General features: G+C 61.5%; 21 protein-coding genes. 5 read left to right on the forward strand and 16 right to left on the reverse strand.

The window, feature by feature from the left end:
• Nucleotides 1–60 precede the first annotated feature (60 nt).
• Genes DWU98_RS18000 through DWU98_RS18030 form a run of 7 tightly spaced genes read right to left on the reverse strand, consistent with a single transcriptional unit; the run spans nt 61 to nt 6,635 of the window.
• Nucleotides 61–1,602 carry a sugar porter family MFS transporter gene (locus DWU98_RS18000; protein ID WP_329955407.1) on the reverse strand — a complete coding sequence of 514 codons (1,542 nt, stop codon included), beginning with the start codon at nt 1,600–1,602 and terminating at the stop codon, nt 61–63.
• Nucleotides 1,526–2,416 (reverse strand): SMP-30/gluconolactonase/LRE family protein, encoded by an 891-nt coding sequence (locus tag DWU98_RS18005; RefSeq protein ID WP_115496955.1) that lies wholly within the window; start codon nt 2,414–2,416, stop codon nt 1,526–1,528. The genes DWU98_RS18000 and DWU98_RS18005 overlap by 77 nt, the downstream gene beginning before the upstream one ends.
• Entirely contained in the window at nt 2,413–3,177 is a 765-nt protein-coding gene (locus DWU98_RS18010) for an SDR family NAD(P)-dependent oxidoreductase (RefSeq protein WP_115496998.1), read from the reverse strand. The genes DWU98_RS18005 and DWU98_RS18010 overlap by 4 nt, the downstream gene beginning before the upstream one ends.
• A 20-nt stretch (nt 3,178–3,197) precedes the next feature.
• A complete protein-coding gene (dgoD, locus tag DWU98_RS18015) occupies nt 3,198–4,346 on the reverse strand; it encodes a galactonate dehydratase (protein ID WP_115496956.1) in 1,149 nt (382 codons plus the stop codon).
• Complete coding sequence (locus tag DWU98_RS18020) at nt 4,343–4,978, reverse strand: 2-dehydro-3-deoxy-6-phosphogalactonate aldolase (RefSeq protein ID WP_115496957.1); 636 nt, start codon at nt 4,976–4,978, stop codon at nt 4,343–4,345. Before DWU98_RS18020 ends, dgoD begins: the two co-directional genes overlap by 4 nt.
• Complete coding sequence (locus DWU98_RS18025; RefSeq protein WP_115496958.1) at nt 4,975–5,925, reverse strand: 2-dehydro-3-deoxygalactonokinase; 951 nt, start codon at nt 5,923–5,925, stop codon at nt 4,975–4,977. The genes DWU98_RS18020 and DWU98_RS18025 overlap by 4 nt, the downstream gene beginning before the upstream one ends.
• Nucleotides 5,922–6,635, reverse strand: a complete 714-nt coding sequence (locus DWU98_RS18030; protein WP_115496959.1) for a FadR/GntR family transcriptional regulator — start codon at nt 6,633–6,635, stop codon at nt 5,922–5,924. The genes DWU98_RS18025 and DWU98_RS18030 overlap by 4 nt, the downstream gene beginning before the upstream one ends.
• 329 nt (nt 6,636–6,964) lie before the next feature.
• On the opposite strand from DWU98_RS18030, the gene DWU98_RS18035 reads away from it, so the two are divergent.
• The 4 genes from DWU98_RS18035 to DWU98_RS18050 all read left to right on the forward strand — a co-directional run bounded on the left by DWU98_RS18035 (nt 6,965) and on the right by DWU98_RS18050 (nt 14,077).
• Nucleotides 6,965–8,113: an aldose epimerase family protein gene (locus DWU98_RS18035; protein WP_115496960.1), complete on the forward strand. Its 1,149-nt coding sequence runs from the start codon at nt 6,965–6,967 to the stop codon at nt 8,111–8,113.
• Between the two features lie 143 nt (nt 8,114–8,256).
• A complete protein-coding gene (locus tag DWU98_RS18040) occupies nt 8,257–9,417 on the forward strand; it encodes a glycoside hydrolase 5 family protein (RefSeq protein ID WP_230474919.1) in 1,161 nt (386 codons plus the stop codon).
• 167 nt (nt 9,418–9,584) lie between these two features.
• Nucleotides 9,585–12,398, forward strand: a complete 2,814-nt coding sequence (locus DWU98_RS18045) for a TonB-dependent receptor (RefSeq protein WP_115496962.1) — start codon at nt 9,585–9,587, stop codon at nt 12,396–12,398.
• Between the two features lie 95 nt (nt 12,399–12,493).
• Complete coding sequence (locus tag DWU98_RS18050) at nt 12,494–14,077, forward strand: exo-alpha-sialidase (protein ID WP_230474920.1); 1,584 nt, start codon at nt 12,494–12,496, stop codon at nt 14,075–14,077.
• A 132-nt stretch (nt 14,078–14,209) separates the two neighbouring features.
• Here DWU98_RS18050 and DWU98_RS18055 read toward each other — a convergent pair whose 3' ends face one another.
• The 5 genes from DWU98_RS18055 to bufA2 all read right to left on the reverse strand — a co-directional run bounded on the left by DWU98_RS18055 (nt 14,210) and on the right by bufA2 (nt 18,166).
• On the reverse strand, nt 14,210–14,995 hold the full coding sequence (locus tag DWU98_RS18055; protein ID WP_230474921.1) for a FadR/GntR family transcriptional regulator: 786 nt from the start codon (nt 14,993–14,995) through the stop codon (nt 14,210–14,212).
• A gap of 182 nt (nt 14,996–15,177) precedes the next feature.
• On the reverse strand, nt 15,178–16,119 hold the full coding sequence (locus DWU98_RS18060) for a helix-turn-helix transcriptional regulator (protein WP_115496964.1): 942 nt from the start codon (nt 16,117–16,119) through the stop codon (nt 15,178–15,180).
• Nucleotides 16,120–16,209: 90 nt separating this feature from the next.
• On the reverse strand, nt 16,210–16,989 hold the full coding sequence (locus DWU98_RS18065; RefSeq protein ID WP_115496965.1) for an HvfC/BufC N-terminal domain-containing protein: 780 nt from the start codon (nt 16,987–16,989) through the stop codon (nt 16,210–16,212).
• Complete coding sequence (gene bufB / locus DWU98_RS18070; protein WP_230474922.1) at nt 16,986–17,834, reverse strand: MNIO family bufferin maturase; 849 nt, start codon at nt 17,832–17,834, stop codon at nt 16,986–16,988. The genes DWU98_RS18065 and bufB overlap by 4 nt, the downstream gene beginning before the upstream one ends.
• Nucleotides 17,835–17,896: 62 nt before the next feature.
• Nucleotides 17,897–18,166, reverse strand: a complete 270-nt coding sequence (bufA2, locus tag DWU98_RS18075; RefSeq protein WP_115496967.1) for a BufA2 family periplasmic bufferin-type metallophore — start codon at nt 18,164–18,166, stop codon at nt 17,897–17,899.
• Nucleotides 18,167–18,436: 270 nt separating this feature from the next.
• On the opposite strand from bufA2, the gene DWU98_RS18080 reads away from it, so the two are divergent.
• A complete protein-coding gene (locus DWU98_RS18080) occupies nt 18,437–18,898 on the forward strand; it encodes a DoxX family protein (protein ID WP_230474923.1) in 462 nt (153 codons plus the stop codon).
• A gap of 14 nt (nt 18,899–18,912) precedes the next feature.
• Here the strand turns inward: DWU98_RS18080 and DWU98_RS18085 are convergent, their stop codons facing one another.
• The 4 genes from DWU98_RS18085 to DWU98_RS18100 all read right to left on the reverse strand — a co-directional run bounded on the left by DWU98_RS18085 (nt 18,913) and on the right by DWU98_RS18100 (nt 23,240).
• Nucleotides 18,913–19,554: a LysE/ArgO family amino acid transporter gene (locus DWU98_RS18085; protein ID WP_425480245.1), complete on the reverse strand. Its 642-nt coding sequence runs from the start codon at nt 19,552–19,554 to the stop codon at nt 18,913–18,915.
• The gene (locus DWU98_RS18090; RefSeq protein ID WP_115496969.1) at nt 19,548–20,915 is read right to left on the reverse strand and encodes a glutamate--cysteine ligase; all 1,368 of its coding nucleotides are present in this window, start codon (nt 20,913–20,915) and stop codon (nt 19,548–19,550) included. The genes DWU98_RS18085 and DWU98_RS18090 overlap by 7 nt, the downstream gene beginning before the upstream one ends.
• A gap of 152 nt (nt 20,916–21,067) precedes the next feature.
• The gene (locus tag DWU98_RS18095; protein ID WP_158545110.1) at nt 21,068–22,555 is read right to left on the reverse strand and encodes a sensor histidine kinase; all 1,488 of its coding nucleotides are present in this window, start codon (nt 22,553–22,555) and stop codon (nt 21,068–21,070) included.
• A gap of 7 nt (nt 22,556–22,562) precedes the next feature.
• Complete coding sequence (locus tag DWU98_RS18100) at nt 22,563–23,240, reverse strand: response regulator (RefSeq protein ID WP_329955408.1); 678 nt, start codon at nt 23,238–23,240, stop codon at nt 22,563–22,565.
• Nucleotide 23,241: the final 1 nt, after the last annotated feature.

Genomic DNA, 23,241 nt, shown 5'->3' on the forward strand with positions numbered 1-23,241 from the left:
TATGTAACCGGCCGGATGTGTGCTCCGGCCGGGTGTTCCCCTCTTGCAAACTGCGATGGATCAGCGGCCGATGTCGCGCAGCCGCTTGCCACTCATGAGATTGCGTTCGATCTGTTCCAGCGTGATGCCCTTTGTTTCCGGCACCAGCCAGATCGTCAACGCGATGAACACCACGTTGAAGGCGGCGTAGAGCCAGAACGTTGCCGCATTGCCAATGCCGTTGAGCAAGCTCAGGAAGGACACGCCCACCAGCCAATTGGCCGCCCAGTTGGTGAAGGTGGAACAGCCGATGCCGAAGTCGCGACCCTTGAGCGGTTGGATCTCCGAGCACAGCGTCCAGATGAGTGGGCCGGCGGACATCGCGAAGCCCACGATAAAGATCAGCAGCATGCCCACGGTGAAGATCTGCTCGCCGTGCGAGTGGATGCCCAGGTGCATCATCGTGCCGACCACGCCGAGGCCCAACGCCATCAGAATAAAGCCGATGTGCAGGATCGGCTTGCGGCCCAGTTTGTCCACCAGGCCGATCGCGATGAAGGTGGCCAGTACGTTGACCAGGTCGACGATGACCGTGAACCACATCTGCGCTTCGGTGGCATAGCCCATGCCCTGGAAGATGCGCGGGGCGTAGTACATCACCACGTTCATGCCGGTGAGCTGCTGCATGATCTGCAATAGCACGCCCAGGCCCACCGACCGGCGGAAGTTCGCGTTCTGGAAGAACATATGCACACCGCGCTGCGGCGTCTTCAGCTGCTCGCGGATCTCACCGATCTCGCGCTCGATGGCGTCGTTGCTGCCGAGCAACCGGTGCAGCACTTGCTCGGCCTCGGACTGGCGGTTGCGCATCATCAGCCAGCGCGGGCTTTCCGGCAGGAAGGCCACCCCGAGCAGGAACAGTGCACCAGGGATCGCGATGATGCCCAGCATCCAGCGCCAACTGCCGGTGTAGCTTAGGGCTGCGTTGGAGAGCGCCGCGACGAGGATGCCGATGGTGATCATTAGCTGATAGAGCGAAATCATGGCGCCGCGAATCGATTCCGGTGCGATCTCAGCCAAATACAGCGGTGCGGTGAAACTGGCGATGCCGATCGCCAGACCGAGCACAAAGCGGCCCGCGATCAATACACCGGGCGTCCACGCCACACCGCACAGCACGGATCCAGCTACGAACAACACTGCGCCAAGAATCAGCGAGCGCTTGCGTCCGAGGTGGGCGGACAGCCAGCCGGCGCTCAGCGCGCCCACTGCGGCGCCAGCCATCATGATCGAGACAATCCACTCCAGGGTGTTATCGCTGATCCCGAAGTCTTTCTGGATGAATTGCTGTGCGCCGGCGATCACGCCAATGTCCAGGCCGAACATCAGCCCGGCCAACGCAGCCAATATGCAGGTGAAAATCGCAGTGGCCCTGGCGTGCGCGGGTGTGGCTATAGGTGTTGAAACTGCACTCATGAATGACTCCCCGGTCGGTCGCGTCGTGCGGATGTTTTCATCTTCTTCGTAACGCATAAAAAAAGCCGGCTCATGCAGGCCGGCCGGCAAAACATGGTTCGGGCATGCCGGTGAAAGGCACTTCGACGGCAAACAGGCCGCCGGCATGCGGATCGTTCGCCAGTGCGTCGTCGGACAATCCGTCGCGAGCGCTGGTGATGTAAAGCATGTTGAGCCGCTCGCCGCCAAAGGCAACGCGCGTGGGTTGTTGCGTAGGCACGGTGATAACACGGTCTGGCTTGCCATGGGGATCGTAACGAACCACGCGGCCCGCACCCCACTCGGCATTCCACAGTCCACCCTCGCTGTCCACCGCCGAGCCATCCGGCTCGCTCTGCTGCTGCGACAGGTCGATGTGCACGCGCACATCCGCCACGCTGTCGCCGTATCGGCAGCTGTGCACGATGCGCGTTATTGAGTCGCAGTAATACATCGTGCCACCGTCGGGACTGAACGCGATGCTGTTGCTGATCGCAACCTCCCCTAGGGGTAATTGCTCCAGGACGAGGTTGGTATGCAGGCGGTAGAAATGACCTGCGGCGCGTCGCGCTTCGTCGCCGACGGGTTCGTGCAGCGTACCGAACACGAAGCGGCCCTGGCGATCGCACGCACCATCGTTCAAGCGCGTCGGCAAACCGCGCTCGACGTCGGTGACGCGGATCATTTCGCCACTGTCTTCGTGGAAGAACGCCAGCCCGCTGGCCAGGCCAAGCAACAACCAGCCATCGTTCTCGCACAAGGCAAACGAGGCGAGCCGTTCGGGCATGGGCCAGCGGCGCGTGTTGCCATCGGCGGGTCGATAGCGCCACAACATCGACGCATGGATGTCCGTCCAATAGAGCGATTGGTTGCGTGTGCACCACGTCACACCTTCGCCCAGCGTATTGCGTGCATCCAGCACCAATGAGGCCTGCACGCTCATGCCCAGCCGCCATCGACAATGAAATCGTGCCCGGTGCACATGCAGCTGTCATCGGCGGCCAGGAACAGCGCGGCGCGTGCAAGGTCGTCGCCACCCAGATAACCGGGCATGCATTGCTTGCGGCGGATTTCTTCTTCGCCGGCTTCATCCAGCCATAGCTCGCGTTGCTTGTCGGTGATCACCCAGCCGGGCACCAGCGCGTTGATGCGAATGTGATCCTTGCCCAGCTCGCGCGCCAGTCCATTGACCAGCCCGCGCACGGCCGACTTCGCCATCGCATACATTGGATAGCCGGCGTTCTTGATCATCCAGCCGGTGGAACCCAGGCACAGGATGGAGCCGCCACCCCGTTCGCGCATGCCGGGCACGACCGCTTGGGTGGCGAAATACTGATGGCGCAGGTTGACGGCGATGCTTTGCTCGAATTCCTCAGGCGTCGTGTCCTGCAGGCGATGGCGCCGATCATTGGCCGCGTTATTGATCAATACGCCGATGGTTCCGATCGACTGACTCGCCGTGGCGATCGCGCCGCGCAGCGCGGAAAGATCGGTGACATCGCAACGCAAGAACAGCGGTGCATGACGAACCTCCGGCAACGCATCGCACAACGCCGCCGCACCGGCCTGGTCGATATCGAGAAAAGCAACCCGCGCGCCTTGCTGCGCAAAGTGCGCCACGAAGGATGCGCCGATACCGGTCGCGCCCCCGGTGATGAGCACCGCGCGGTCGACCAGGCTGGGATACGTAGCAAACATGGGCATGTTGGATTCCGTGGAAAGCATTACCATTCGGCGACGCTGCCATCGCTGTGACGCCAGATCGGATTGCGCCAGCGATGACCCACTGCGGCGCGCTCGGCGACATAGGCTTCGTTCACTTCGATGCCCAGTCCAGGCCCACCCGGCATGGTCACGTAGCCATTCTCGTAGGAGAAAACGTTGCGATCGGTGACGTAGTCGAGCAAGTCATTGGTAGCGTTGTAGTGAATGCCCAGGCTCTGCTCCTGGATGAAGGCGTTGTGGCAGATCGCATCAAGCTGCAGGTTAGCCGCCAGTGCGATCGGGCCGAGCGGGCAATGCAGCGCCAACGCCACATCGTAGGCTTCGGCCATCATCGCAATCTTGTGTGTTTCGGTGATGCCGCCTGCGTGCGAGGGATCGGGCTGGATAATATCCACGCCACCAGTGGCGAACACCCGCTTGAAGTCATAGCGCGAATACAGACGCTCGCCCAGTGCGATCGGCGCAGGTGAAATGGTGGCCAGTTCCGGTATGCATTCCAGATGATCGGAAAGCACCGGCTCCTCGATAAACATCAACTTGAACGGTGCCAGCTCGCGCATCAGCACCTTTGCCATCGGCTTGTGCACGCGACCGTGGAAATCCAGGCCAAGGCCGATCTCCGGTCCGACCGCATCGCGCACGGCCTGTACGTTTTCCAGTACGCGCTCCACTTTGGCGTGCGTGTCGACAAAATGCATTTCCTCGGTGGCATTCATCTTCACCGCGGTGAACCCACGCGCTACTGCATCCTTTGCCGCCTTCGCCGTGTCCGAAGGGCGATCGCCACCGATCCACGAGTACACGCGGATACGATCGCGCACCGGGCCACCCAGCAGCGCATGCACGGGTACGCCAAGATGCTTGCCTTTGATATCCCAAAGCGCCTGGTCGATGCCTGCGATCGCGCTCATCAGAATCGGGCCGCCGCGATAGAAACCGCCGCGGTACATCACATTCCAGTGATCTTCGATATGGCGCGGATCTTTGCCGACCAAGTAGTCGGAAAGCTCCTCGACCGCCGCCGCAACCGTGTGTGCGCGGCCTTCCACCACCGGTTCGCCCCAACCGCTGACACCTTCGTCGGTATCGATGCGTACGAACAGCCAGCGGGGCGGAACGAGGAACGTCGTGAGACGGGTGATCTTCATGCAGTATGTCCTTGAGAATGTGTTTTCCAGGCTTGGGCGAAGGCACGAGCACGACGGCCGACATCGCTCGCCTCGCGGCCGGGTGTGTAAAGCGCGGAGCCGAGGCCAAAGCCACCGGCGCCAGCGGCGATATAAGGAGCCATCGTATCGGGCGTGATGCCGCCGACCGGCAGCATCGCCCAGTCGCGCGGCATCACCGCGCGCCACGCCTTGAGCACGGCCGGCGTCAGCAGCTCGGCGGGAAAGAGCTTGATCGCATCAGCGCCGGCCTGCATGGCGGCGAACGCTTCGGTGGGCGTGGCGACACCGGGTATGCAATACATGCCCGAACGCTTGGCGGCGGCGATCACCGCGGTATCGGCGTGTGGCATGACGATCACCCGTCCTCCCGCAGCAGCAATGTGCGCCACCTGTTCGGGTCGCAACACGGTGCCCGCACCGATCAGGCATCGATCCCCCAGCTCCGATGACAGCAAACGAATGCTGTCGAGCGGCTCGGGCGAATTCATTGGTACTTCAATGACGCGAAACGCTTCTTCCGCAAGCGCACGGCCGATATCCAGCGCTTCTTCTGGACGCAGGCCACGAAGGATGGCCACAAGGGGAAGGGGATCGAGCCATGCGCGAATCATGTTGCTACTCCGGAAAAAGAATGAAGCGTTGCCTTAGCGAGCAAGCCGGCGGCAGAAGCAAGTTGCCAAAGTCCCTGCGCCGACGCATCGGCAATGACGTGCGGCGATCCATAACCGAAGTGCCCGGCCGCCACGATGTAACGATCACAGAGCGCCGATTCGCCGATCAGGCAAAGCGGTGCAATGTCGCCGTCGTTGCGCATGCGCGCAATACGGAATTCTTCGCCGATCAGGAGACCGGACACGAAATCGGGTACGTCGGCCGCATCGAGATCGCCCGCCAACATCTGCGCGCGTGTGGAAAAAAGCCGGCTGAAAGCGCCTTCCGCGCCGCTATCGCGCGCAACGCACACACCGCGCGTGAAGGCTTCCATGTTGTGCGGCATTGCGCCCACCGGAACGCCCGCACTCAGGATGGAGTGCTGCATCAGCAACGCATACACTTCGCCCGTCATCACGGTGTCGAAGGCGACGATGCGACCATCGGCCACGGTTGCCCATTTGCTGTGCGTTCCAGGCAGCACAAACCGCGCACTCGCGTGATAAAGCGGTTGTTGCGCCAGCGCGCCGATGATTTGTGTTTCCTCGCCGCGCATCACATCGGCGGGCGTGCGTTGACACAGGCCGGGTGCGATCCAGAGCGCGTGGCTGTCACAGGCATCCGCGCGTTGCATACCGCGCGCGATGCTCGCCGCGTCCGCCGGGACGTTGGTGTATGGCACTTCGCGCCAGCCCTGGCGGCTGCCGACCATGCCTGCTGCCACGGCTACGCAGGCAGGCCAGTCGACGGTGATGGCCTGCAATGCCGCCGCGAAGCCGCCTTCGGGCAAGTGGCGAATGCCCCATGCGCGCTGACGCGTGGCTACCACGTTGCCATCAGCATCATAAAGATAGGCGCGCAGGCTGCTGGTGCCCCAATCCAGTCCAATGAGCCGTACATCCGTCATGCGGATTTCCTCGCACGGCGCTTACCGGTGATGTTGGCGCGTGCGTCCAGAATCATCTGCTGCATGGCGCGACGCGCGACCTCGGGTTGCCGGCGACGTATCGCCTCGAAGACCTGGCGGTGATAAGGCAACGAATATTTGAAATCGTTGCTCCTGTGCGCGGAGAGCACGAAGAACGCGCCGAGCGCGGTCTCCACCACGGAGAACAAGGAGATCATCAATTCATTGTTCGTGGCGACCAATACGGCCTCGTGAAACTGCATATCCGCCTCGACCCACTCATCACTGGTGCGTGCTGCCTCCATCGCGAGATAGGCCGTTTGGAGCTCGTTGAGCTGCGCCTCATCGCGGCGACGCGCAGCGAACGCCGCGGCCGCCGGTTCGAAAATCTCGCGCATTTCCACCAGCTTCTCCACGAACGCGGCGGGCGGCATGGATGCGCAGCGCCACGCCAGCACGTCGCCATCGAGTTGCTGCCAGTAACGTTCTTCGCGCACGCGCGTGCCAACCTTCGGACGCGCTTCGACCAGGCCCTTGGCGGATAGCACGCGCAATGCTTCACGCAGCGCCGTGCGGCTTACGGCCATCTGTTCGGCCAGCGCTTCCTCGCGCGGCAGCACCTCGCCGGGCCGCAATGCCCCGCTCACGATGCGCTCTCCCAGCTCGTGGGTGACATGGCCGTGCAAATTACGGGTGGTTGCAACTCTCATCGGTGCTCATGTTCGGTGATGGAAAAGAGAAGGTCGTGCTGCATTGCGCAAAAGTATTCGTATCGGATGGTTACGGCCGGTAACTGTTCGCAGGTTGCAGCCCGCATGGTGTGTTTGTCATGTTGCCTGCTTATAACACCTGGTTTTTCCGCCACGCGTTGCGTCAATCCCCACTCATGCAAACATCACTCGCTCTGCCCCCACTTGAATCGTTCGATGCTCATGCTGCAGCGCGTAAAGCCCAGCCGGCCCTGCGTGTATATAATCATACAATATGCTCAGAAGCGACAGGGCATGTCACCACTCCATTCGGGAAGGGGATCCGCTTGATGAAACGTGCTGTTCTGCTCGGTTCCATCTACACGGTAGCGGCCATGCTGCCGCTCGCCGCAGCGGCCGGGCAGGCCACCCGCGCGTCGTTTGGACACACGGCAGATGGTCAGAATGTAGAGATCGTTACCTTGACCAATAGTCATGGCATGCGTGCGCGCGTCATGACATATGGCGCGGCGTTGCAATCGCTGCTGGTGCCCGATCGCAACGGCAAGCTCGCCGACGTGGTGATTGGTTACGACACGCTGCAGGGTTATCTGGATCGCCGGCAATATTTCGGCGCCACGGTGGGTCGCTACGCCAACCGTATCGCGCATGGGAAATTCACGCTGGATGGCAAGACCTATAACCTCACCTTGAATGACGGCGCGAACTCCCTGCATGGCGGCGCCAAAGGTTTCGACATGCAGGCGTGGAAGATTCTCGATGTGAAAGCCGGCGCCACACCCAGTGTCACGATGGAGTACGTCAGCCCCGACGGCGACCAGGGTTATCCGGGTACGCTCACCGTCAAGGCAACTTATTCGCTGAGTGACGACAACCAGCTGAAAATCGGCTACTCAGCGACGACGGACAAGCCCACGATCGTCAATATTTCCAATCATACGTATTGGAATCTTGCCGGCGAAGGCTCCGGTTCGGTGATGGATCAGGAGTTGATGATTCCCGGCGATGCCATCACGCCGGTGAGCGACGCCGCCGCCATTCCCACCGGATCATTCGCACCGGTCGCCGGCACGCCTTACGATTTTCGCAAGGCCAAGCCGATCGGGCGGGACATCCGCGATGGTCGATCGCAGCAGTTGCTGTTCGGTCACGGCTACGACATGAACTGGGTGCTCAGTCGCAAGGAAGTCGAGCCGCGCGTGGTTGCGCGCGTAGAAGATCCGCAATCGGGTCGTGTGATGAAGCTCTGGTCCGGCAAGCCCGGGTTGCAGTTCTATTCCGGTAATTTCCTGGACGGCACGACGGTGGGCAAGGATCACCATATTTATCGGCAGGGTGATGCGTTCGTACTGGAGCCGCAATTGTTTCCCGATACACCCAATCATCCCGATTTCGGATCGGCACGCCTGGCCCCGGGTGAAACCTATCGGAACATCATCGTATATCGCTTCGGCATCGATGCTGCGGCGAATAAATAGAACACGCTGATGCGCTCAGGGAGCGGTACTGCGACGGAGCGTCGTTTTGCATCTGGAAAAGCCTTCTCCTGCAAACAAGTCCGTATCAAAGATCAAAGGTGGATGTAGCAATGAAGCGAGTGTGGTGGGCAGGATGTCTTGCAATGGCGGTGATCGGTGTCTCGACATCGCATGCTGCAGATGCGCAGCGATGGAGCGCGGTTCAGGCGCAAGCCTGGTATGCAAAGCAGCCCTGGCCGGTGGGCAGCAACTACATTCCTTCCGATGCAATCAATCAGTTGGAAATGTGGCAGGCGTCAAGTTTCGATCCGGCGCGTATCGATCAGGAGCTCGGCTGGGCGCAAGGGCTCGGCATGACCACCATGCGCGTGTTTCTGCACAACTTGTTGTGGGATCAGGATCGCGATGGTTTCAAGAAGCGCATCGATACCTTCCTGAGCATCGCCGCCAAGCATCATATCAAGCCGATTTTCGTGCTGTTCGATTCGTGCTGGGATCCCGATCCCGCACTGGGTCCGCAACATCCGCCGATTCCCGGCGTACACAACTCCGGGTGGGTGCAGGCACCGGGCACGAAGATACTCGACGACCCTTCACGCTACCCGCAGCTGGAAGCCTATGTGAAGGATATCGTTGGCAGCTTTGCGCATGACGATCGCGTGCTTGCCTGGGATGTATGGAACGAACCGGACAACGATGGCGGTGGCAACTACGCGGCCGAAGAACCGAAGGACAAGTTCCAGCGCGTGGCGCACTTGCTGCCGGAAGTGTTTGCCTGGGCGCGCAGCCAACATCCGAGTCAGCCGCTGACCAGCGGCGTGTGGCATGACCCGGACTGGTCCAACTTGCACGCACTCAACGCGGTAGAACGGACGCAGCTCACCGAGTCGGACATCATCACGTTCCACAACTACGATTTCCCTGAGGCGTTCCTCAAGCGCGTGCAGCAATTGCGCGGGTACGGGCGCCCGGTGATTTGCACCGAATACATGGCGCGCAGTGCGGGTTCGACGATCGACGGGGTGCTTCCGCTGGGCAAGAAGCTCGATGTGGGCATGGTCAATTGGGGTTTTGTGTCGGGCAAGACGCAGACGATTTTCCCGTGGGATTCGTGGCAACGTCCGTACACGCTGCAACCGCCGGTGATCTGGTTCCATGATCTGCTCCGGCAGGACGGAACGCCTTATCGCCAGCGCGAAGCGGACATTTTCAAAGCGCTGACCAGTGCACCGCGTGGCGTGGTGCCGGCGAGTGCACTGCTGCCGTTAACGGACGACACCCATGCCATGAACACGGTGCACTGACGGTTCACTGCGATAGAAGGCCGCAGGGTCGCGGCTTTTTTTCTGGCTGGATGCCGGTGATCATATAGTAGTATTAATATAGAAACCTGCTTAGAAAACCAACATTCACAGCACCGGTCGGCCGATTGCCAAAACGCGGGCAGTCTAAGCCGGGAAGGGGAGGAACCATGAAGCGCAACACCATCACCTGCACCATGACGTTGCTTGCCGTAGCCATCGCATCGTCGTTGGTCCCAGTGCATGCGGCGACGACGGCATCCCAGCCGTCCGACATCAGTCAGCCGGCCAATGGCACGAGCAATGCACAGACCAGCGACGCGCAGCCCAGCAATGCCACCACCAACAGCAAGGATAAGAAAAAGAAGCAGGAGGCCGATGCTTCCACACTTTCCACCGTGGTGGTGACGCCGCTGCATGCGAGCTTGGGTTCGGCGGCCGAGATGAAGCAGGATTCGGACAATATCGTCGACTCGATCGTATCCGAGGACATCGGCAAGATGCCGGACAACAGCGTTGCCGATGCCATGCAGCGCATTACCGGCGTGCAGATCGCGCAGGGTTTCCAAGGTGAGACCGATACCGTGGTGGTACGCGGCCTGCCGAACGTGGAAACGACCTTGAACGGTCGCGAGATCTTCAGCAGCACCGGTCGCTCCTTCGCGTTCCAGGATCTGCCCGCCACCGCGGTGAAGTCGGTGCAGGTCTACAAGACCAGCGATGCCAGCCAGCCTGATGGCGGCATCGCGGGCCTGGTCAACATGCAATTGTTCCGCCCGCTCGATTTCCAGGGTCCTGAGGTTGCCGGCACCATTACAGGTACCAACAGCGCGGAAGCGGCGCGCACCGACGGCAATGCCAGCTTGCTGCTGAGCGATCGCTGGCATACCGATGCCGGTGATTTTGGTGCTTTGCTCAATGCGAGCATCAACACCCAGCATTACGACTACAAGGCTGTGTGGGGCGATTTCCCGACCCTGCTGGAAACAACCAGCGGCACGCCGATCCGCAGCTCCACTGGTAGCCTCATCGAAGTGCCCAACGGTTTCGGCGCGGACTACAACATCGGTTACCGCCGCCGGCCGGAAGTGAACTACGCCTTGCAATGGAAGCCGAACGAGCAGACCGAAATCTACGCCGAAGGCATGATGGATTACGACTACGACAGCTATAACCAGCCGTTCTTCTTCACCTATCCGAACGGCACGGCGACGCCGACGTCCTACACCGTCGGTAACAATTGCTACGCGGACGCGCTGCCGGGCGCCTACTACGGTCAGCGCGTGTGCGACGCCACCAGCGCAACCTGGAGCGGCAACAGCTACGCCGCCACTAGCACGCAGACGCATCAGGAGCATGGCCACGACATCCAGAGCTCGATCGGCGCGAAATGGCATAACGATGCGTGGAGCCTCTCGACCGACCTGTCCGAGACCGCATCCTCATACACCGAAGATACGCTGATCGTCGATACGTTCCTGAAAGGCCCGATCACCACCGTGTGGAACGGCACCGCCGGTAACCAGCAGAACTGGTCGCTTGCCGGCAATCCGCAAAACAACGCGCAGAACTACTATCTCAACGGCCTGTACCAGACCTGGTTCGACGAACGCGGCAATGAACTGGCGTGGCGCGCCGATGGCGTATACACCTTCGAATCGGGCTTCTTCCAGAACCTGCAGTTCGGCGTGCGTACGGCGGATCGCACATCCAGCTATATCGGCAGCGTGCAGAACTCGATCGCACCGCCCGGCGGCACCGGTGAACTCAGCCTCAATCCGAACCCGGCCAACCAGGTACTGGCGCGCTTCCCGGCCAATTATTTCTGCGCGATGCCTGGCAGTCCGGCATTGGCAGGCGGCTGGCTGACCGGCTGCTACAACTATCTGGTCGGCAATGCCAATGCGATTCGCGCGCTGTACGGTACCAACCAAGGCCTGGCGCCGGTCGATCCGGGTCGCTACTACAACATCGACGAGAAGACCTACGCCGCGTACCTGCAAAGCGCGTACTCCGCGACGCTGTTCGGCCTGCCGTTGGATGGCCTGATCGGTGCACGCGTGGAGCAGGTACATCGCGATCTGGATGCGTATTCGTTCAACACGGCGACCGGCATCTACACGCCGCTGCAATTGTCCACTCATGCACCGGTCTATTTGCCGAACGTCAGCGCGGTGCTGCATTTCACCGATACGCTGCAGGCGCGCTTCAATGCTGCCAAGACGGTGACCTATCCTGACTTCGGCGATCTGAATCCGTCGATCTCGCTCAACCCGGGTACGGTCAATCGCCTGGGCAACGGCAGCAGCGGTAACGCGTACCTCAACCCGATCCGTTCCACGAATTACGACCTGTCGCTGGAGTGGTATTTCTCGCCGGGCAGTTATGCGAGCGCGGGCGCGTTCTATCGCAACATCAACGGTTACATCCAGAGCTACGTGACCAACGAAACGATCGGCGGCCAGCTGTATCAGATCAGCTCGCCGCAGAGCGCCGGCAGCGGTTATCTGCAGGGCGTGGAATTGGCTTATCAGCAATTCTTCGACTTCCTGCCGGGCATCTGGAACGGTCTGGGTACGCAGTTGAACTTCACCTACATCGACGGTTCGACCAAGTCGCCCGAATACATCGGCGGCCCGATGGTTACCACGCCGCTGCAGAACGTGTCCAAGGACAACTACAACGCGGTGCTGATGTACGAAAAGTACAACTGGTCGGTGCGTCTGGCGTATGACTTCCGCAGCCGATACATCGATGGCTTCAACGCGCAGAACGTAGCGAGCGTGAACGACGAGATCGTGCCGGCGAACCAGGTGGACCTGTCGATCGGCTACAACATCGGTACGCATAGCACCGTCGTGCTGCAAATGACCAATCTGCTTGGCGCAGACCTGCACGAATATTGGGGCGACGGCACCACGCGTCCGCGCGATATTCGCTTCCAGGATCGCACCGTCAGCCTGGGTTTCCGTTTCAAGCTTTGATTCCCCCTCGGAGCATCGTTCGCGGTGCTCCTTTTTTTATTCCTGGCGGTTGCCACGTGCGACCGCTTCTTGATGGAAAGCAAGAGGACTCAATCATGCGCAGACTGACACGCGATCTGGCCCTGCATGCCAGTTGCCTGGTGCTTGCCATGGCAAGCGCGCAGGTCGCGCATGCACAGGACCGTGCGCCGGACGTGGCAAGCGGCCAGCTTTTGGCCAAGGGCACCGGTTACGCCTCCGTGGTGCGCTTGACGCAATCGGGCGATCCGCACGCCGATGGCCGTTTGCTGCTGGTTTTCGAACAGAACGGCATGGCGGGGATTCCGCTCTACGTCAGCAATGACCGTGGCAAAAGCTGGCACTTCATGCAGGACATTGCCGACCAGGAGCACGTTGGCCAGTCGCCATGGCAACTGCGCTGGCAACCGAACATCTCCGAAATGACGCGTGACAGCGGCGACCTCAAGCGCGGCACCTTGTTGCTGGCGGCCAACGCCACGCGCAACGACGAAAAAGGGCATGTGGTGGAGGAAGATCTTCAACTTTACGCATCCACCGATGAAGGGAAAACCTGGCACTACCGCGGTTCGATCGTGCGTGGTGGCGGCCATCCGGAAGACAAGGACAACCATGGCGTGTGGGAGCCGGACATCCATATCCTCGACGATGGCCGGATGATCGCCTACTACTCCAGCGAACAGCACAAGGATGAAGGTTTCAATCAACTTCTCGCGCACAAGCTTTCCAGCGATGGCGGCAAAACCTGGGGCAAGGAAGTGACGGATGTTGCGGTGCCCGGCGGCGTGGAGCGCCCCGGCATGGCGGTGGTGACGCGTCTGCCCGATAAGCGATACGTGATGAATTTCGAAGACATCGACGGTCCGCAGAACGGCAAGGTCCATCTGAAATTCAGCCCTGACGGTCTCCATTTCGGCGATCCCGCCGATCGCGGCACGCCGGTGGAGACCGAAGGCGGCGCATGGCCTGCGGCCTGTCCGGTGACGAGCTGGTTTCCTGTCGGTGGCGCGCAAGGCGTGATCGTCGTTTCCGCCGAACGCGCTGGCGGCAATGGCGATCCAGCCGGCCGTAGCCTGTATTGGAACAACGACGGCGGTCGCGGCCCGTGGTGGGAAGTACCCGCGCCCGTGCAAAAAATCACGGGCAACATTCATGCGGGTTGGACGCAGGCCTTGCTGATGCAGAAGGACGGCAGTTTTCTGCACGTCACGTCCTCGTCCTCGGCAAATCTGGACCAGGCGTGGAAGGCCACCTATAACGTGATGCTCTATGCGAATGCGCCCCTCAACTTCAATCGGTACGAAGCGGAAGATGCCGCGCGCACCAACGCAGTGGTGATCGACAATCCGCATGCATCGAACCGACGCATGGCGCGCATCGCCGCGGCGCCTTACGGCAAGCTGCAATTTGACATCCACCGCGATCAGGGTGGCGCGCACGTATTGCGCGTGCGTTATGAGGATATCGGGTTCGCGGCGACGCCACGTATCAGCGTAAATGGCAATGTGATTGCCGTGGGCAGCGGCAAGCCTGACGGTGACAGTGGATGGAGCATGATGGATGTGCACGTCACGTTGAAAAACGGCGATAACACCATCGTGCTCAGTGGTGCTGAGCATGCTTACGATGTGGATTACATCGAGTTTGACCCAGCGCATTGATGCGCATATGCAACGGCGTCATGCCCGCGAAAGCGGGCATCTATTTTCAATGTTGCATCGGAGCAAGATGGATGCCCGCTTTCGCGGGCATGACGGCCATGGGGTGGCAATGGCCACGAGAGCGGACTCGAATCAGGCTTTACGCCGCTTATTGCTCAAGTTCTCCCGCGTATCCGAAATCACCTTGAGCATCGCCTTTTGCGCGACCTCCGGTTCCTTGTCACGGATCGCGTGGAACACCGCGCGGTGTTGCGGTAGCGAGTATTTGAAATTCACCGCCGTGAGCGCGGACATCGTGAAGTAGCTGCTGAGCGCCGTTTCAATCACCGAAAACAGCGAGATGAGCAATTCGTTGCCGGTGGCGGCAAGAATCGCTTCATGGAAATCGATGTCGGCGCTGGTCCAGGCTTCCGGATCGGGTGCGGCCTCCATCGCCTCCAGGGCCGTTTGCATGCGCTTGAGCTGCGTGACGGTACGGTGGCGCGCAGCGCTTGCCGCGGCGGCCGGCTCGATGATCTCGCGCATTTCCGAAAGTTTTTGCACGAAGTCCGCTGTGGGCATGGAATTGCAGCGCCATGCCAGTACATCGGCGTCGAGCTGGTTCCAGAAGCGCGCATCGCGCACGCGGGTGCCGACTTTGGGGCGCGCTTCCACCAGACCCTTGGCGGAGAGCACTTTCATCGCCTCGCGCAAGGACGTGCGACTTACATCCATCTCCTCGGCCATGGTGGCTTCCGGCGGCAACACCTCGCCCTGCTTGATCGCACCGCTGACGATACGCTGACCGAGCATTTGCACCACGTGCCCATGCAGATTGCGCGCTGTCATGGGGCCGGCGCCGTTGCGGACACGTCGCGACAGCGTGGGACGCACGGGGCTCATGGCGCCGCCATCTCTGCCGCTTCGAAAAGATGCCATTCAGCCGATCTCCTTAGCCACCATGTAAGCAAACCCTGGACAGGCAGACCCGATCATTCACATATCGCGGCGGCCCCGTCATTCTGGCGCGGGTTTCCAACGCACTGCGAGGAATGATGCCACGTTTCAGCGAGGTGGCCACAGGCACAGTTGGGGAGCGTTACGCTGACGCGTGGCGTCGGTCACGGCGAAAGCGGGTATCGGGCGATTTCCTGAGGCACGCCGGGCTGTTTGCCATGGGCGCGAATTCGGCCAGGGCAGACACCGCTGACGCGCTTGAACAGTCGACGGAATGCCGCTTCACTGCTGTAGCCTAGCCGTTCGGCAATCGAGGCTACCGAAAGCTGCCGATCGTGCAGCCATTGCTCGGCCATGCTGACGCGCCATTGTGTAACGTATTGCATGGGCGGCACTTTCATGAGTTGCGCAAAGCGTTCGGCAAAGGCAGAGCGCGACATGCATGCGAGCGCGGCCATGGCCTGCATCGTCCATGGATGGCCCGGGTTCTCATGCACGGCCTGCAGCACCTTGCAGATGCGCGCATCGGTCAGCGCACTGAACAGTCCGCGGCGGTCGGCATGCCGCTGGGCGTAATCGCACAACGCCAGCGTGAACAGCGCATCGGCCAGCTTGTTCATCAGCACCTGGCGGCCGGGCAGGCCCGCGCGCACCATCTGGCCCATCATTCCCGCCAGACGTGCAAAGAGCGGGTCCGCCTGCGCGGCGCGAACCACGAAACACGCAGGTAACGCATGCTTGAGCGGATGATAGGCGTGGCTGGAAAAATGCAGCTCGCCGCAAATCAGATCGGCAATGCCGGTGTCACTGGCTGGTGATGCGTTGAGGCGATGCGGGTCGCCATGCGGAAATACCACCAGATCGCCCATTTCGAGCTCCAGCGCCCCATCCAGCACCGCGCTTTGCACTTGGCATTGGCCCGCGCCGACCAGGTGAAATAAACCGCATGGGTGGTGCGGTTCGTCCATGAACCAGCCGCCGCAGTAGTGCAGCTCATCCACTACCTCGACCTTGAGCATCGACTGGTTGAGCAACGACTCCAGCGCGGGCTCCACCCGCAGCGGGGCGGAGTCACCGGCGAGGGCGGAAGGGTGCTCGATGTACATGGGCAACGCGTCCTTGGCTGGGCTCTATGCCAGTTATTCGGACTGCGTGCCGTTGGAGTTACAGGGCGGCCGTGCCTGCCCGGTTATTGCTCAAGCAGCCGTGCCAAGGCCATGGACGAGACCCGCGCTGAGCCATGCCTGCAGGAGGGCGACCATGCGCGGCAGCGCGACCGTCTCGCCATGGCGTGCGGCAAGCGTCGCGCAAAGCTGGGCGAAGGGAGCCCCGTGCTGGGCGGCGGACAGCACCTGCCATTCGTCTTCCTCCAGTCGGCGGTAGTGGACCTGCGTATCCAGACGCCACACCAGCATGTGCCGCGGCGCGGCGTAGCGGCGCAGATGGGGTCGTTCGCTACCGTTATCGGCGGCGCGGCGAAAGGCGTCCACGTTACAGGTGCAGGGGAGTACTTGCAGATCACGCAGCAAGGAAAGCCGCAGATCCGCCCATGCATGCGGTGGCACAGCGGCCAATTCGCCGGCGCTCAGGTGTGTTTCGTTCGCTGCGTCGAACGCGGTCGAGATCGCCCAATCCAGGCGCGCCATCTCGGCAAGCTGCGGCGTCTGGCGGTGTGTGTTGTCCAGAAAAGTGGCGAGCCGACTGCCGTACCAACGGATGTTGTAGTGCTCCGACGGATGCGTATCGATATACGCATCAAGCAGTGCGCGAAAACGCCGTCCGGCTATGCTCTGCAAACCCACGAACTCGTTCGCCAGCGCGTCGCGCAGGCGGACGCGATAGCCATGACGATAGATGTCCAGGCGGCTTTGTGCGTCGGCGACAACATCGCCGCGTACCTCGATCATGTGCGCCTGCGTTGCGCCACCCATCACGGCCTGGAGCATCTGCTGTTGTAGCTGCTGCAGCGCGCTCATGCCGCATCCCGCAGCAATGGTTCGGCCAGGGCGCGTGCGTGGTCGAGTTCGGCAAGAAGATCGGCCCAGGGCGGAAAATGGTCGTCGCGCTCGATCATGGTTGATACGCGGCCGAAGCGGCGAACAGCTTCGACGTAAAGCGCCCACACCGCGTTCGACACGGGTGCGTCGTGCGTATCGATGATCAGGCGTTCACCTTGTTCGTAGCCGGCCAGATGAAACTGCTGTACCCGCGAAACAGGAATGCCGCGCAGGTAGTCGGATGACGAGAAACCGTGGTTCGTCGCGCTGACATGCACATTGTTGATGTCGAGCAGAATGAGGCAGTCCGAGCGCTCGGCCACTTCGGCGATGAATTCCCACTCGGTCAGTTGCGACTGCGCAAAGCTTACGTAGCTGGATACATTTTCAAGCAGAATGCGACGCTTTAGTACGTCCTGCACATGCTTCACGCGGCTCACCACGTGATCGAGCGCTTCTTCGGTGTAGGGCAGCGGCATCAGGTCGTGCAGATTCACGCCTTGCACGCCCGTCCAGCACAGGTGGTCCGAAACCCACGCCGGTTCGATGCGTTGTGCGAGGGCAGCGAGGCGTGCGAGGTAATCCTGATCGAGCGGATCGGTGCTGCCGATCGACATCGACACACCGTGCATCACCAGCGGAAAACGCTCGCGGAATCGCTCGAGCCAGGTCAATGGCAGGCCACCATCCACCATGTAGTTTTCCGAGACCACTTCCAGCCACTGGACTTGCGGAGGTGACGCGAGCAGCGCCTCGTAATACTCCACGCGCAGGCCAAGGCCGTAGCCCAGATAAGGAAGTGCATCAGGACGCATGGCGGTCATGGGGCGATTTGTGGGTGAGCCGGTACCTCTCCCGAGGGGAGAGGTACTGGACGATCGATGCATTACTTCTTCACAGCGGCCTGTGCGGCGGTGCAGTCGGCCTGCGTCTTCTGCATGGTGAAGCCCTGGCCTTTGCAGGAGTTTTGTCCCTTGCAGGAATTGCTGGCCTGCTTGCATGCGCCCTGGCCTTTGCAGGACGAGGAGTTCAGGCACTTGACCATGGCCTGGTCGCCTGCGGGCGAGCCGATGGGCGCGGCCGATACCGTAGCGGCGGCAAATAAGCCGGCCACCATCACGGCCATCGCGCCGGCATTGACTGTCTTGATGTTCATATCTCTGGCTCCAAGAAGTATGTGATCGCCGCATGGCGGCACGGGGAATGACGTGTCCGAGCGACAAGTCTGCACATTCGGACTAAGCCATTGTGCTGCTCCGGTCCATGGGTTGCTGCGCCCGTGCATCCCGCATTTATGCCCATTCGTCCGGCTGCTGTGGCGATTTGCCATGCAGGACCTTCGGCAAGAAAGCCTGGACGCCCGGACATGGAGGGCGTGGGTGAGCCCACGCATCATGCACCTACTTATTTCAAAGGAATATGTGCAATGCGTCATTTCATAGCGACCACGGCGTCGCGCGCGCTGGCTGTGCTGGACAGCGTGCGTTGGCTCGGACCCTTGGTGGTGCGGTTGGTGTTTGGCTACTTCTGGCTGGAAACCGGCATCGCCAAGGTGCACAACCTGGATGGATTCACCCAGCGCTTTGTGGGGTGGGGCATACCGTATCCGTCGTTTAGTGCCGCGCTGTCGGCCTGGACGGAGTTGCTTGGCGGCTTGTTGCTGATGCTTGGGCTTTTCACACGCCTGGTGACGATTCCGATGATCATCAACATGATCGTGGCGGTGACCTTGGTGGTATCCACCAACCTGATGGGATTGGACGATTACGTCGAGGCCGACGAAGTGGTCTACACGCTGATCTTCGTCTGGTTCCTGATCGCAGGGCCGGGAAAGATCAGCCTGGACACGCTGGTTGCACGTGCGTTGCGCATCCACACGCGCGACTAGGGCGATGACGAACGCTAGCGCGTGAGAAAAGAGAGCAACAACTTCCCTGCAATGCTCCACATCACTATTGCAATAAGCACATCGAGCACGCGCCACGCCATGGGCTTGCGAAACAGCGGCGCAAGCAGGCGCGCGCCATAAGAGAGACTGAAGAACCAGATGAACGATGCCGTTGCCGCACCCACGGCGAACAGCATGCGTGGCTCCAGCAACGGCCACGCGGAGGCGAGGCTGCCGATCAGCAACACGGTATCGAGATAGACGTGCGGATTGAGCCAGGTGAAAGCGGCGCACGTGGCCAGTACCTGCCACACCGTGCCGGTGTCGGCATGGGCGTCAGCCGCCAGTACGCGCGGATGAATGGCGCGGCGCAGCGCCTGGATGCCGTACCAGATCAACAGCAGCGCGCCCGCGCACGCCACCACGGCCAGTGCGCGTGGATGCTGGCCGATCGCAGCGCCAAGCCCGCTTACGCCTGCCGCGATGAGCGCGGCGTCGGATAGCGCGCAGAACAGTGCGACAGAAAAACGGTGCCGCTGCAACAGACCTTGTCGCAACACGAAGGCATTCTGTGCACCGATCGCGATGATCAGCGAAGCGCCGAGCAGTAATCCGGCAAGAAAGGGTGCGTGCGACGACGTTGCCGCAATCAATATGCAAATTCCTTGAAGACCGGATCCACGCTGCCGTTCCACTCACCGTTGAACAATTCGAGCTTGCGCTCGGCCGGGGTCTGGTTGGCCTCGACGATTTCGATCAAGGGTTCAAGGAAAATGCTTTCGTTGGCGCCATTGCGGTTGAGGCGGTTGCGACGCTTCAGGCCGTGCGCGGCAATGTGCAGCGTCTCGCGCGCAAGGTCACGCACGGTGCCGTTGCGGAACGGCAGCTTGAGTGCATGCTTCGGTACACCATCGCGCAAGGCATGGCGTTCTTGGCGCGTGAAATCTTTCACCAGATCCCACGCCGCTTGCAGTGCTTCGTCGTCGTAGAGCAGCCCGACCCAAAGTGCGGGCAGCGCGCACAGACGATTCCATGGACCACCATCGGCACCGCGCATTTCCAGGTATTGCTTCAGGCGCACTTCCGGAAATGCGGTGGTGAGGTGATCGGCCCAGTCTTTCAGGGATGCGTGCGTGCCGGGTAGCTCCTCGAGCGTGCCACTCATGAAACGCTTGAAGTCCTTGCCGGCCAGATCGATGTAGCGACCGTCCTGGTAGCTGAAGTACATCGGCACGTCGAGCATGTAATCGACATAGCGTTCGTAGCCGAAGCTGTCCTCGAACACGAAGTCGAGCATGCCGGTGCGATCGGCGTCGGTATCGGTCCATACGTGCGAGCGGTACGACAGATACCCGTTGGGTTTGCCGTCGGTAAACGGGGAGTCGGCGAACAAGGCCGTGGCAATCGGCTGCAGAGCGAGGCTGGTGCGGAACTTGCGCACCATGTCCGGTTCGCTTTCGAAATCCAGGTTCACCTGCACGGTGCAGGTACGTTTCATCATGTCCAGGCCGAGCGAGCCGACCTTGGGCATATAGTCGCGCATGATCTTGTAGCGACCTTTGGGCATCCATGGCATCTCGTCGCGCTGCCACTTAGGCTGGAAGCCCATGCCCAAAAAGCCCAGGCCCAGCCCGTCCGCCACGGCACGCACTTCCTCCAGATGGCTGTTCACTTCGCAACAGGTCTGGTGGATGGTTTCCAGTGGCGCGCCGGATAGTTCCAGTTGCCCGGCCGGTTCCAGCGTGATGTTGGCGTTGCCCTGGACCAGCGCGACAGGTGTCTCGCCCTCGCGCACGATCTCCCAACCGTAGCGCGCCGCGATGCCTTCCAGCAGCGCGCGGATACCGCGGTCGCCTTCGAATGTGGGCGGGCGCAAATCGTCGTCGCGGAACCCGAATTTCTCGTGTTCGGTGCCGATGCGCCATGCTTCGCGCGGCTTTTCCCCGGCGGCGAGGTAGTCGAGCAGTTGCTGGCGGCCGTAGATCGGGGTGCTTTTGACGGCACTGGGTATGGACACGGGGCAAGCCTCACGGGGATAGCCCCCGACTATGGAGGCATCGTGCCGCCGCGAAAAGGGGGGCGGTCAAAAAAATTGTACGTGACAGTACAGCTACAGCGACGGCCGATGCGGAAGCGTGACGTAAGGTTATGGAGGTGCGAGGCCGCGCGCTATGCGCCCGGAAACACTACTCTCATCCGCGCGCCACTACCTTCCAGCGCATCCAATATCTCAAAGCGGGCATGGTGGCTGCGCGCGATTTCCTCGACGATGGCCAGCCCCAGGCCGCTGCTCTGTCCGTCGCTGCCGGCGGCGCGGTAGAAGCGTTCGCGCACGCGCTCACGCTCGGCCGGAGCAATGCCGGGGCCGCTGTCTTCCACTTCCAGATAGGGAATGTGGTCGTGCAGCCCGCACCGTAAGGTGATGCGACCGCCGTCGGGTGTGTGGCGGATGGCGTTGTCGAGCAGATTGATCAGTAGTTCGTGCAATAGCCAGTGCACGCCGCGCACTTGGGCAGGCGCGCATTCGGCGCCAAGGTCGATGTCGCGGGCGATGGCGCGATCGAGCATCGAATCGGCGACGGTTCCGATCAGCGGTTCGAGCGGCACGATGACGAAGTCGCCAGGGCTGTGGGTGGAAGGCTCCGCACGCGCAAGGGCAAGCAATTGATTGGCGGTATGTGCCAGACGATCCACGCTGCCCTGCAGGCGGGCGATGCGCTCTTGCTGCGCCTGGTCGCCGCTCTCGCTCGCCAGCACTTCCAGTTGCGATTTCAGCCCGGTGAGCGGTGTACGTAACTGATGTGCGGCATTGGTAAGAAAGTGCTGCTGCGCGAGCGCGGCGTCGCGCACGGTAAGCAGCAGCGTGTTGAGCGATTGCACCAGCGAGTGCACTTCGCTTGGCACCGACTCCAGCGGCAGCGGCTGCAGCGATTGAGGCTGCCGCTGTGTGATGCGTTCGCGCAAGCGGTTGATCGGCCGCAAGGCCATGGTGATGCCGAACAGGCATAGGCCAAGCACCAGCGCCAATTGAATGCCATCGCTCAAGCCGATGACGGTATCCAATCGATGCACCACGTGGTCACGCCGGTGCACGGTCTCGCCCACCGTGACGATCACAGCTTGATTATTGACCTTGGTGCGATAGCTGACGATGCGCAAGGCCAGGTGTTTGTACGTCGCATCGCTGTAGCGCAGGCTGTCCACTTCACCGCCTTGCGCCATCGGCAAACCTTCATCGCCCGCGAGCGTCTGGCCGCTGGGCAGGCTGACCCGATAGATGAAGCTGTCGCGGGACTCTGGGTACAGCCGCATCCAGGCCATGGGCTGGCCGGCAGGTTCGAAATGCATCGGGGGTGGGCGATGCGGTTGGAACTGACCGCCAGGCCCGGGCGGCGGCGCACCCGGTGGATGCATGGCCGGCGTCCCCTCGGGCATTTCGAGGTAGAGCACGCCATCGGCCGCAGGTTGCACATGCGCCGCAATGGCAATCGCCCCTCGCGCCAGCGCGCGATCGAAGGCGTCGTACATGGGTGTAACAAACGTGCGGTGATCGGCCCAGATGCTGGCCACCATCAGCGTCACCAGGGGCAACAGCAGATAGATGACCAGCCGCCCGCGGATACTGGGCGCGCGCTTGCGTTGGGCCGCGATGGACATGGCTCGGCTAGGCGTCTTCGAGACGATATCCCAGGCCTCGGATGCCGCGGACCGTGGCCGCATCGCCGAGTTTTGCGCGCAACCGGGAGACATGTACTTCGATGGCGTTGCCGGAGATTTCCTCGTCCCAGCTCACGATCGCCTGGATCAAGCGTTCCTTGCTCACTACGCGGCCGCTGTGATGGGCCAGGCACTCCAGGATCGACCACTCGCGGCGGGTGAGCTCAAGCACCCGGCCGCTGTCGTCGATGGCGCGGCGACCGGCCAGATCGATGCGCAGGCGCCCCACCACCATTTCGTTGGCGGTGGCGGCGGTGGCGCGACGGATCAGCGCGCGGCAGCGTGCGGCCAGTTCCGGCAGGGCGAACGGCTTGACCAGGTAATCGTCGGCGCCGAGGTCGAGCGCGTTGACACGATCGTCCAGGCCATCGCGGGCCGTCACGATCAATAGCGGCAGCGAGCTGCCTTCGCGGCGCAGGCGCCGGACCAGGGTGAAACCGTCTTCGCCGGGCAGGCCAAGATCCACGATGGCCAAGTCGTAGTGGGTGGTATCCAGGCGCGATTGCACCGATTCGGCATCCGTCACCGCGTCGACCACGTAACCGGCGGTAGCCAGGCCACGGACGATGGCATCGGAAACCAGGGGATCGTCTTCAACTAGCAGGATGCGCATACGACTTGACATG

The organism is Dyella monticola (genome assembly GCF_003363155.1).
GTDB lineage: Bacteria > Pseudomonadota > Gammaproteobacteria > Xanthomonadales > Rhodanobacteraceae > Dyella_B > Dyella_B monticola.